Annotated in this window: 11 protein-coding genes; 7 read left to right on the top strand and 4 right to left on the bottom strand. The window is 40.7% G+C overall.

Annotated features, from left to right (window positions below; genetic code table 11):
* Positions 1-267: DUF188 domain-containing protein (locus C1A47_RS02700; RefSeq protein ID WP_162625908.1), on the top strand; the 267-nt coding region annotated here is incomplete at its 5' end.
* Between the two features lie 3 nt (positions 268-270).
* Positions 271-1,179 carry a DMT family transporter gene (locus tag C1A47_RS02695; RefSeq protein WP_111892145.1) on the top strand — a complete coding sequence of 303 codons (909 nt, stop codon included), beginning with the start codon at positions 271-273 and terminating at the stop codon, positions 1,177-1,179.
* Positions 1,180-1,181: 2 nt separating this feature from the next.
* Here the strand turns inward: C1A47_RS02695 and C1A47_RS02690 are convergent, their stop codons facing one another.
* Entirely contained in the window at positions 1,182-1,754 is a 573-nt protein-coding gene (locus C1A47_RS02690; protein ID WP_111892143.1) for a PilZ domain-containing protein, read from the bottom strand.
* Positions 1,755-1,777: 23 nt separating this feature from the next.
* Here C1A47_RS02690 and C1A47_RS02685 point away from each other — a divergent pair, with 23 nt between their 5' ends.
* The 3 genes from C1A47_RS02685 (at position 1,778) to C1A47_RS02675 (ending at position 6,203) form a co-directional block, all read left to right on the top strand.
* The gene (locus C1A47_RS02685) at positions 1,778-3,013 is read left to right on the top strand and encodes a lipoprotein-releasing ABC transporter permease subunit (RefSeq protein WP_111892141.1); all 1,236 of its coding nucleotides are present in this window, start codon (positions 1,778-1,780) and stop codon (positions 3,011-3,013) included.
* Positions 3,006-3,689, top strand: a complete 684-nt coding sequence (gene lolD / locus C1A47_RS02680) for a lipoprotein-releasing ABC transporter ATP-binding protein LolD (protein WP_111892139.1) — start codon at positions 3,006-3,008, stop codon at positions 3,687-3,689. The genes C1A47_RS02685 and lolD overlap by 8 nt, the downstream gene beginning before the upstream one ends.
* A 93-nt stretch (positions 3,690-3,782) precedes the next feature.
* Complete coding sequence (locus C1A47_RS02675; RefSeq protein WP_227539717.1) at positions 3,783-6,203, top strand: DNA internalization-related competence protein ComEC/Rec2; 2,421 nt, start codon at positions 3,783-3,785, stop codon at positions 6,201-6,203.
* On the opposite strand, the gene C1A47_RS02670 is transcribed toward C1A47_RS02675, so the two are convergent.
* Complete coding sequence (locus C1A47_RS02670) at positions 6,133-7,146, bottom strand: lysophospholipid acyltransferase family protein (RefSeq protein WP_111892137.1); 1,014 nt, start codon at positions 7,144-7,146, stop codon at positions 6,133-6,135. The two genes, C1A47_RS02675 and C1A47_RS02670, sit on opposite strands and share 71 nt — an antisense overlap.
* Positions 7,147-7,275: 129 nt before the next feature.
* On the opposite strand from C1A47_RS02670, the gene sppA reads away from it, so the two are divergent.
* Together sppA and C1A47_RS02660 are read left to right on the top strand one after the other, a co-directional pair.
* Positions 7,276-8,310, top strand: a complete 1,035-nt coding sequence (gene sppA, locus C1A47_RS02665) for a signal peptide peptidase SppA (protein WP_111892135.1) — start codon at positions 7,276-7,278, stop codon at positions 8,308-8,310.
* A gap of 25 nt (positions 8,311-8,335) precedes the next feature.
* Positions 8,336-9,148, top strand: coding sequence for an alpha/beta fold hydrolase (locus tag C1A47_RS02660; protein WP_111892133.1), 813 nt, complete (start codon positions 8,336-8,338; stop codon positions 9,146-9,148).
* Between the two features lie 19 nt (positions 9,149-9,167).
* Here the strand turns inward: C1A47_RS02660 and purN are convergent, their stop codons facing one another.
* Together purN and purM are read right to left on the bottom strand one after the other, a co-directional pair.
* A complete protein-coding gene (purN, locus tag C1A47_RS02655; protein WP_111892131.1) occupies positions 9,168-9,800 on the bottom strand; it encodes a phosphoribosylglycinamide formyltransferase in 633 nt (210 codons plus the stop codon).
* A 9-nt stretch (positions 9,801-9,809) separates the two neighbouring features.
* Positions 9,810-10,880, bottom strand: coding sequence for a phosphoribosylformylglycinamidine cyclo-ligase (purM, locus tag C1A47_RS02650; RefSeq protein ID WP_111892129.1), 1,071 nt, complete (start codon positions 10,878-10,880; stop codon positions 9,810-9,812).
* Positions 10,881-10,928 lie beyond the last annotated feature (48 nt).

Below are 10,928 nucleotides of genomic sequence, written 5' to 3'. Positions count from 1 at the left end.
GCACACGATATTGTGATTACCCAAGATATTCCCTTAGCTGCACAAGTGATTGAAAAGGGTGGTGTGGCAATACATCCACGTGGTGAAATTTTTACCACAGCCAATATTAAAGCACGTCTACATTTGCGTGATTATATGGATACTCTACGTGGAGCAGGCGTACAAACAGGTGGTCCAAAGCCATTGAATGAACGTGATAAACGGGAATTTTCAAGCGCTTTAGATCAAACCATCCAACGTCAAATCCGCATTACAAAGCAGAGCTAAAAGATGCCAAAAGGATCTTCGCAGCTGGCATCGACGTATATTCTCCTTGTATTGATTTGGGCAACCACGCCTTTAGCCATTGTTTGGAGTGTCAAAGACCTTAACCTGTTTTGGGCCTTGGCATTTCGCTTCTTCTTGGCATTACCCATTGCCTGTAGTTTATTGTGGATTTTTAAAATCCGACTGCCATTCGATGTGAAATCAATTCATAGTTATGTCGCGGGTTCTTTTAGTTTTATTGGTTCACAACTTTTTACTTATGTTGCGACTCAGTATTTAAGTTCAGGGATTATTGCACTGATGTTTGGTCTAGCACCAATTATGGCGGGCTTAATGGGTTGGCTGTGGTTTAAGCAATTTCTGCATTTTGCGCAGTGGTGCGGCATGTTGATTGCACTATCAGGTTTGGGCTTGATTTGTTTTTCTGGGCAGCAGCATATTCAACCTCTTGGTATTATTTTAATGCTGATTAGTGTTTTTAATTATGCCTTGTCGATTTTTTGGGTAAAAAGAGTCAATGCACCACTTGAACCTATGGCACAAGCGACAGGTTCGATTATGGTGTCTAGCTTGGTTGTGATTGGATTATTGCCTTTTATCTGGTCGGATTTTCCAACGCATATACCGAGTCTACAATCCTTATTGGCCTTAGCTTATACGGTTGTGGTGGCCTCATTATTGGCAATGTTTTGTTATTTTAAACTGGTACAAAATATTCAGCCGACAACCTTATCTTTAACCAATGTCATGACACCTCTTTTAGCATTGTTAATTGGCGCATTGTTTAATCATGAAGCATTAAGCTTACAGGTGGTTTTAGGTGCTTGTGTTTTGATTATGGGATTATTGGTTTATTTTTTTCGGGATTTACAATTACAACAAAAATGGCAAAAACGGTTTAAGAAAATGTAGATTTATGGGTTTGCTGCAATATAACTTTCGAGACATTCTGCAATTTTCTCCCGATCATGTGGATGTAAAGAAATGAAGTAACAGCCAATTCGATAACCATGTTCTTCATCGAATTTTGCATAGACCACTTGAGCAATCGCGGCGAGATGGAAAAAATTATCTGGATGACTCAAAGTGACATGAATATAGCTGTCTTTTGCAATCGAATTTTCTGTGAAAAAGCTTAAACCCGCTTCGGATAAGTTAATTTGCTCGGGTACTGGTAACATGCTTTGTACAATAGAGTCGTACATTGTGCCTGTTATTAGGTTTAATTTCTGGTTGAATAAGGATAAGATTTTGGCAATTTTTTGATCTTTTTCATTTAATTGTTTTAATTCGTTGATAAGAACCTGATCAAATTGATCTAGTTCAGCAAGTAGTAGAAAATAGCGTGGCAAAACAAAGTGTGGGTCATACGGGTCTTTTAGAGACATTTCCTCTGAAATGATTTGGTAGTTGAATCTTAAGTCAGCGTCCATACGGGACATGACCCGACGTTCAATTTGTTCGTATTTATGCTGTAATTGTTCCATAAAATACCTCGGATTTAGGTCGTATGTTTAAACCAATCTCGCTGTACATCGGTCTGAGATATACTCGCGCACGTCGCAGTAATCACTTTATTTCTTTTATTGCACTGGTTTCCATGATCGGTCTGACGCTCGGTGTTGCAGTACTTATTACGGTATTATCAGTGATGAATGGTTTTGACCGAGAGTTAAAAACCCGTGTTCTAGGTATGATACCCCAAGCCAGTGTATCTTCAACGCAAATCATTACTGATTGGCCAGATCTAGCCCAAAAAATTGCAAAACATAAACATGTTGTAGGCGTTGCTCCATTTACTCAATTACAAGGGATGTTGACTGCACAAGGGCAGGTTTCTGGCTTAATGGTTAATGGTATTGAGCCAAAATATGAAAAAAATGTGTCTATTATTCAAGATCATATGGTGGCAGGTAGTATTGATAACCTGAAAAAGGGAAGTTTTGGTATTGTACTCGGTAAGCAAATGACCGATGCACTAGGTTTGGGATTAAATGACAGCGTAACGCTGGTTTTACCTGAAGCGACACCATCTCCAGCAGGTGTGGTTCCTCGCTTTAAGCGCTTCAAAATTGTGGGGATTTTTAGTATTGGTGCTGAAGTTGATTCGATGATGGGTTATATCGCCCTGAATGATGCTGCAACTTTACTGCGTTTACCTGATGGTGCACAAGGCATTCGCATCAAACTCGACAATATCTTCCTTGCACCACAAGTTTCTCAAGATATTGTTAAAGAATTACCAAGTGGTTTCTATGGCTCTGACTGGACATATACACATGGTAATTTGTTCAGTGCCATTCAGATGGAAAAGTCGATGGTGAGCTTGCTGTTGTTCCTCATCGTATTGGTTGCGGCATTTAATATTGTTTCATCTCTGGTGATGGTCGTTACAGATAAAAAAGCGGATATTGCAATTTTACGGACGTTAGGTGCATCACCTGCCACAATCACCCGTATTTTTATGGTACAGGGTACGATTATTGGAGTGATTGGAACATTCACTGGCGCTGTACTTGGTGTTATTTTGGCATCAAGTATCAGTACAGTGATTGATTGGTTGAATACTCGTTTAGGTTGGCATTTATTTGATGCTTACTTTATTAACTATTTACCGTCTTATTTAAGATGGCAAGATGTAGTTGTAATTGTTGTGGTTTCTTTGATTTTGAGCTTCTTGGCAACGATTTACCCTGCATTGCGTGCTGCAAAAATTCAACCTGCGGAGGCATTGCGTTATGAGTAATGTGGTTTTAGAAGCAAAGAATATCACCAAGACCTTTACCGATGGTAAAACAGATGTTGCTGTCTTAAAGGGTTTATCGCTGCAAGTTGGAACAGGTCAGTTTATTTCGATTGTGGGTTCAAGTGGTTCAGGTAAAAGTACTTTGCTACATGTTTTGGGTGGTTTGGATCGCCCAACCAGTGGCGAAGTTTTATTGAACGGTGAACGTTTTGATACTTTGAGTGAAACGGTACGTGGTGATTTGCGTAATCAGCATTTAGGCTTTGTTTATCAGTTTCACCACTTACTTCCTGAGTTTAGTGCGCTTGAAAATGTGGCTATGCCTCTCATGCTGCGCAAAAGTAGCCAATATGCTGAAGTGAAGCAAAAAGCAGAATATTTGCTAGAGCGTGTGGGGTTGTCTCACCGATTGACGCATAAACCTGGTGAATTGTCTGGTGGTGAGCGTCAGCGTGTGGCTTTGGCACGTGCTTTGGTCACGAATCCAAAAGTGATGCTTGCCGATGAACCAACAGGTAACTTGGATCGTCATACTGCAATGTCAATTTTTGAATTACTGAATGATTTACGCCAAGAGTTCAATATGGCAATGCTGATTGTGACGCATGATGAGCAATTGGCTCAATCAGCAGATCAAATTTTGCATATGCAAGATGGTTTGTGGCAAATGCCATAATATTAAAATCTCATATTTAAAATTTCTTGTTAAAGCTCACAATGTGGGCTTTAATGCATTGTAGATAAAACAAAAATAGCTTACTAAACAACAATGAAGTGGAATTTAATTTTTTCGGCATGGATTATTGGGATCTGTAGCCTAGGTATTAGTCAGTTTCAACCTTTGCTTACACATGTATCTGTTTATATCACAATCAGCATAACGCTTAGCTTGATTCTCTATGCTGGCCAGTACTATTTTTTGCAGTCACGTTTATTCAAAATAAGTCACTCTATTGCATTGGCTTTGGCTGTTGCGCTATGTGCAATGCAGTTTGCACAACATCAATTACAAACACGTTTAAAGCTAAGACAAACAGCAGTAGAAACCAAAGAAGTCATCGTCTTTATCAAGCAAATGAGCCAGTTAAAGAATGATAACCGTCAGCAAGTCATTCAAGTGTGGGATACATCACATCGGCAAGCTGTGAATTGGTTGGCACGACTATCGAATAAGCAACCTGAACTAGAAATAGGTCATTACTACCGTTTGAGTGGGCAGGTTCGGCCCGTGCATGGTTATGCTATTGAAGGTGCATTTGATCAGGAAAAATGGTTTCTTCAGCAAAACTTGATGGCAACTTTACAGGTGAAACACGTCGAGTCATTAAGCCCTTCAGAAGCTTTAATGGCAAGTTCGAGTAACTTTATTCATCGGCAGCATGGGCTGATCACCAGTTTTCAGCTCAAAATTGAGCTACAGCGTTTGGTGATTCGAGAATGGTTGATGCATGCACCATTGCAGCATCGTGGTTTATTACTGGCCTTACTGACAGGTGATGAAGGTTTACTGAATGAGCAAACACAGCAGCAGTTTCAAAACCTTGGAATACAGCATTTACTGGCAATTTCAGGGCCGCATGTTTTAGTTTTTGCGAGTTTATTGTGTTTGCTCATTCATCGAGTCATCGCACGGTTCTGTCCCAATCTTTATTTGAAATGGCCGAAACAGTATGTTTTAAGCATTCCTTTTCTAGTAGGCATTCTGTTGTACTGTGGCTTTGTTGGATTTGAAATTCCTGCGCTACGTACCTTATTCATGAGTTTCCTAATTGTTCTCAGTTTATGGACTCAGCAACGTTTTTCTGCACTGCGTCTTTTATTAGCAAGTGCTGCATTACTGCTATTGATTGATCCGTTTAGTGTACTTTCTGTTAGCTTCTGGCTGTCTTATGGTGCATGTTTTATTTTGCTTAGAATATATCAGACGATTCAGCAGCATCCCCAACAGGTTTTAATCAATCATTGGCAATCTTGTCGTTGGTATCTGGGGTTATTAATTGAATCGCAATGGAAAATTTTTCTAGCGTTGTTGCCATTAGTCATGCTGTTTTTCCAACAACTGTCGTGGTTGGCACCTTTGGCTAATTTAATCGCTATTCCATTAATTGGGGCGGTGATTGTTCCTCTGAATATTATTGCAACGTGTATCTGGCTTTTGATCCCCAATTTTGCACTGGTATTTTATCATTTGGCAGATTTTACGATAACGCTATTACTTAGTGGTTTAGGTATTTTAGAAAATGCGATTCCGCTTGAGTTACAAGTCTTGCATTTTACCCTCTTGCAAATTATCTCTGTGGGATTTGCAGTGCTACTTCTGTTTTTACCACGAGGAATTGTTCCGAAGGCATGGGTAGCCTTGTGTTGTTTACCAGTTATATTTCCTGTGTATCAATCCCAACCCTTTGAGTTTAATGTACTGGATGTTGGGCAAGGGCAGGCCATACATATTCGTGATGGAAAGAAACAGATTTTAATTGATACAGGTGGATCTTCAGACGAGCAAAAGTTTAGCTTGGCAGATCGAGTATTGTTGCCTTATTTTTCAAGGCAAGGGATAAGCAAACTGGATCAGGTGATTTTAAGTCATCTTGATCAGGATCATAGCGGCGCATTTCCACGATTAGCTGAGAAGATGCCGATACAGCAGGTGTTGAGCAATCAACGACCACAAGGACATATTCCAAGTTTTGATTACTGTCATGTTGGGCAAAGCTGGCAAGGGCAGCATATTGAAATGCGCGTTTTATCTCCTAGAGAAGAAGATTTAGTGAATGTGCCTGAGCAGCAAAATGAACTTTCTTGTGTGGTTTATATTCGTTATTTCACACCGTCTGGCAGTAAAGTGAATTTTTTAGTAATGGGGGATGCGGGGACTCAAGCTGAACAGATGATTATGCAGCAATACCCTGATTTGGCAGTAGATGTGCTGGTGCTGGGTCATCATGGGAGTCGATTTAGCTCGTCTACGGAATTTTTGCAGCAGCTTAAACCAAAATTTGCAGTGACATCAGCAGGTTTTCATAACAGGTATGGACATCCGAGTCGTGAGGTCAAACAGCGTTTACAAGCTCTGAATGTTCCACTGCTAAATACAGCAGAACAGGGTTCACTGTATTTTACGGTGTCGGCAACTGGTCAACTACATTTTGTGACGGCAAGGCAGACTCGGCAATGGCTGCATCTTTAGCCTGCTGGCGTTCAGCGCGCACCTGCTGAACTTTGGCGATCGCTTCATCTTCGGGCAAGTTATAAATGTTATTCAGCTCAGGATTGGCTTTAAAACGTTTATAACTCCAATGGTAGTGCTGAGGATATTTACGAATCAGATTCTCGATCATTTCATGAATCAGCTTTGTTCCATCTTCATCTGAGCCTACGTAGATGCGATCATCAACAGGTTCAATGAACATGTCATAACCTGCATTGTCATTACGAATTGCATACAAAAACAAAGCACGTGCTTTGGTTTTTTGAATCAGTTTCGCAGACAAGTTGCTTGAAGCAAGAGGAATGCCAAAGTAGTCAACCATTGTGCCACCAGCATTTGGGGTATGGTCAGGTAAAATTACAGTTGTGCCACCACGTTTTAAGTCTTTAAAAATTTGGCGTACCCCAGATTCATCTGTGGGAACAAGTTTTGCATTTTCACGACTACGTGCTTCACGAACAAAACGGTCGGCATCGTCATTTTTAATCGGTTTGTACATAATCGTCATGGCAGTATGCTGAGCAAACCAAGCATTCATGACTTCCCATGTTCCGAAATGAGGCACAATCAGCACAATACCCTTTTGCTGTGCAAGCGCATCATGAAAGTGCTGTTCACCTTGAATGTTTTGAATCCGCGCAATATTTTTAGCATTGCTGGCACCCCAAACATTAAAGAACTCAAAGTAAGACGTCATTTCATTTTTGATGGCTTCTTTGGCAATGTATTGACGTGTTTGGGCATTTAACTCAGGTAATGCAATACGAATATTTAAATCAGCAGCTTTTGCTGTTTTAGCAATTTTGACGCTATTGGCAATAGTAGCCAACACGCGTGCAAAGGCACGTGCGAAATGTAAGGGTTGTTTACTTACAAATTTTAAGACACGATAGGTAAAAGAATTTGAACTGGAATTCGGCATTAGAAAATATTCGTACACACAATTTATCGTCATTCACATAAATATTATAAGTGAAAACTTTTCTTTTAGACAGATACTCGGCTTTAGGTGTATATAATGGGGCAATTTTTTATCGTTAGGATGTAATTTATGTCCGATTGGCCACCAAAACCATTCAATGAAAATACAAATCAGCAAAATCCATCTCAACCACCAACTGGAAAAGAGTGGCAATTGCTAGAAAAAGTTGTCATGGCATCCGTTGTAGAACAACGCCGTGCACGCCGTTGGGGCATTTTTTTCAAGGCATTAACCTTTTTCTATTTATTTATCGTGATTTTTGGATTATTGCGTTCCTGTAATAGTGCAAGTAGCGATAGTGTGAGTGTATCGTCAAGTAGCAGTCATCTTGCTGTGGTTGATATTGTAGGTACAATCAAGTCGGGCGGCTCAAGCTCTGTTGATAGTGAAGATACTATTAAGGCACTCCGTCAGGCATTCGCTGCAAGTGGTAGTAAAGCGATTGCTTTAAATATCAACTCTCCAGGTGGCTCACCTGTACAGTCAGATGAAATCTGGCAAGAAATCCGTTACTTAGAGAAAAAATATCCAAGTAAAAAAGTTTATGCAGTGATTGGTGATATGGGTGCTTCAGGTGCTTACTATATTGCTTCTGCTGCAAATGAAATCTGGGTGAATCCATCAAGTCTTGTAGGTTCAATCGGTGTCATTATGCCGAACTATGGTGTGGCAGGGTTGGCACAAAAATTGGGTGTAGAAGATCGTACCATGACGTCTGGTGAAAATAAGGACATTCTAAGTATGACGAAGCCTATTAATCCAATGCAACGTGCGCATGTACAGTCGGTATTGGATGATGTGCATCAGCATTTTATTGATGCTGTAAAAGAAGGGCGTGGTAGTCGTCTGAAAAGTAATGATCCTGCAATTTTCTCGGGATTATTTTGGAGTGGTGCACAAGCTGTGAAAATTGGTATTGCTGACCGTACAGGTAGCATAGAAAGCTTAAAAAGAGAGCTAAAACTTGATAAAACAGTAAACTATACTGTCCAGCATAATCCATTTGAGTCAGTTCTTGGCAAAATGGGGGCTGAATTTGGACAAGGTTTTAGCGAAACTGTAACACAACAAATGCAAAGTCAGAAACAGGTGATTTTGCAGTAAATGTGAAAAAAATAGACAGGATATTATGATAACTAAACCGATTATTCACTTTGCACATGCCAATGGTGTTCCGTCATTGGTGTATAAGAAACTTTTTGATCTGTTGTCTGAACATTATCAGGTCATTTTCGTACCGTTACTTGGGCCAGATAAGCGTTATCCTATTGATAATAATTGGGATAGTTTAGTTGATCAGGTCATTGATAGTATTGTGCAGCAGGCAAAAGGACAGGCAGTAATCGGTTTAGGGCATTCTTTAGGTGCATTGCTGACGTATATGGCAAGTCGTAAACGTCCTGAGCTATTTAAACAGGTTGTGATGCTTGATCCTCCTTTAATTATGGGTGCAGCTTCTTTTGCATTTGATATGGCAAAAATGTTTTACCCTAAAATGGTGGATCAACTCAGTCCAGCAGGATTATCAAAGCGTCGCCGTGATCAGTGGGATTCTCGGGAGCAAGCAGCTCAGATTTTTCGACCAAAGCCGTTTTATCATGACTTTGACCCTGACTGTTTTCGTGACTATGTTCAGTATGCTTTAACTGAAGATACGATAACAGGTGGTTTTACATTAACCATTCCTAAAGTAGATGAGTTGGCAATTTTTAGAACCAATCCATCGAATTGGTGGCGAGTCTGGCCCGAAAAGCCACCAGTGATGACGCGCATGATTGTGGGTGAAAAAAGCCCATTTTATGAACGTAAGTTTACTGAAAAGGCCGAAAAGCGTTTGGGAGTTCCGTTTACTGTGACTTCAGGTGGACATATGTTCCCACTTGAACATCCTGTTGAGACAATTCAACTGGTACAGCAGTTAATAAAAAAAAGCGCATCATGAAGATGCGCTTTTTTTATGTTTAGAGCTGGCAGAATTGTATAGGCTTCAATAAAGGCTTGCCTCGAAAATCCACCTGTTGTGGAGAGACATAATTTAATTGGCCCGAACAAATCCACTCTACAACTTGAGGGTAAACGAGATGTTCTAAAACATGTACACGATCAGCAAGCTGCTCGGCATCGTCAAATCGTGGAACAGTCAATACACCTTGGGCAAGGGATTGACCTGCATCAAGCTCAGCCGTAACAAAATGCACTGTACAGCCATGCAAACGATCACCTGTATTCAGTACGCGTTGATGCGTATGCATTCCTTTGTAAGCAGGTAATAATGAAGGGTGAATGTTCAGCATTTTCCCTTCCCATGCTTCTACAAATGTTGGTGTCAAAATGCGCATGAAACCTGCAAGAATGACTAAATCAACATCCCAAGCTTGAAGTTGTTGATGCATTGCTGCATCAAAAGCCTCACGGCTAGGGAATGTTTTGTGTTCAATCACACTGGTTGCAATATTTGCCTGTTGAGCACGTCGCAGTGCGTAGGCATTTGGTCGATTTGACAAAACGCCTACGATCTTGCCGGATAAATTTGCATCAATCAGTGCTTGTAAGTTGCTTCCGCTACCAGAAACGAGAACCGCAATTTTGGTCATGCGAGTTTCTTACGCAAATAGCACGCGAATTTTTTCGTCTGCGCCTTCAACAGATTCAGCATTTTCTTGGATATGACCAATTTTCCATGCTTTTTCGCCTTGGGCATTCAAGATTTCAACAGTTTTTTCTGCTTCGCTTGGATCAACAGCAATCACCATGCCGACGCCACAGTTAAATGTACGATACATTTCAAAGCGTTCAACATTACCTTCACGTTGTAATAATTGGAACAACTCTGACCATTCCCAAGAGCTTTCATTGATCACTGCTTGAGCGCCGTTAGGCAATACACGTGGAAGGTTGCCAGGTAAGCCGCCGCCAGTAATATGAGCCATTGCATGAACATCTACTTGTTTGCAAAGTTCAAGTACTGGTTTTACATAAATACGTGTTGGTTCCATTGCTGTATCAGCAAGTGGACGACCATCAACGATTTGAGTAAGGTCAACGTTTTTAACGTCTAAAATTTTACGTAGTAATGAGTAACCATTTGAGTGTGCACCGCTAGAAGCAACACCAATTAATACATCACCAGCTTTAACTTTTGTACCGTCAATGATTTTGCTTTGCTCAACCACGCCCACAGCGAAACCAGCCAAGTCGTAATCTTCACCTTCGTACATGCCTGGCATTTCAGCAGTTTCGCCACCAACCAATGCACAGCCAGCAAGCTCACAACCTTTACCAATACCTGTCACGACATTGGCAGCAACATCGACATTCAAATGACCAGTTGCATAATAGTCAAGGAAGAATAGAGGTTCAGCACCACATACAAGAAGATCGTTGACACACATAGCAACAAGATCTTGACCAATAGTGTCATGACGATTTAAGTTAAGTGCTAGGCGCAATTTTGTACCTACACCGTCAGTACCTGAAACCAAAACAGGCTCTTCATAGCCTTTTGGAATTTTGCATAATGCGCCAAAGCCGCCTAGTCCGCCCATTACTTCAGGACGAGTTGTGCGTTTTGCGACAGATTTGATGCGATCAACAAGTGCATCACCTGCTTCGATGTCTACGCCTGCATCTTTGTAGCTTAAGCCAGTATTTGGATTAGAAGTCGAGTTGCTCATATGAAGAAGTCTCCGCTTTGGCCGCAGATTATAACCTAATATACGAAA

It is taken from the genome of Acinetobacter sp. MB5, assembly GCF_003261585.1.
In the GTDB taxonomy this organism is placed as follows: Bacteria; Pseudomonadota; Gammaproteobacteria; order Pseudomonadales; family Moraxellaceae; genus Acinetobacter.
The sequence above is the reverse complement of the archived record's forward strand: the minus strand, read 5'-3'. Positions and strand labels throughout refer to the sequence as shown.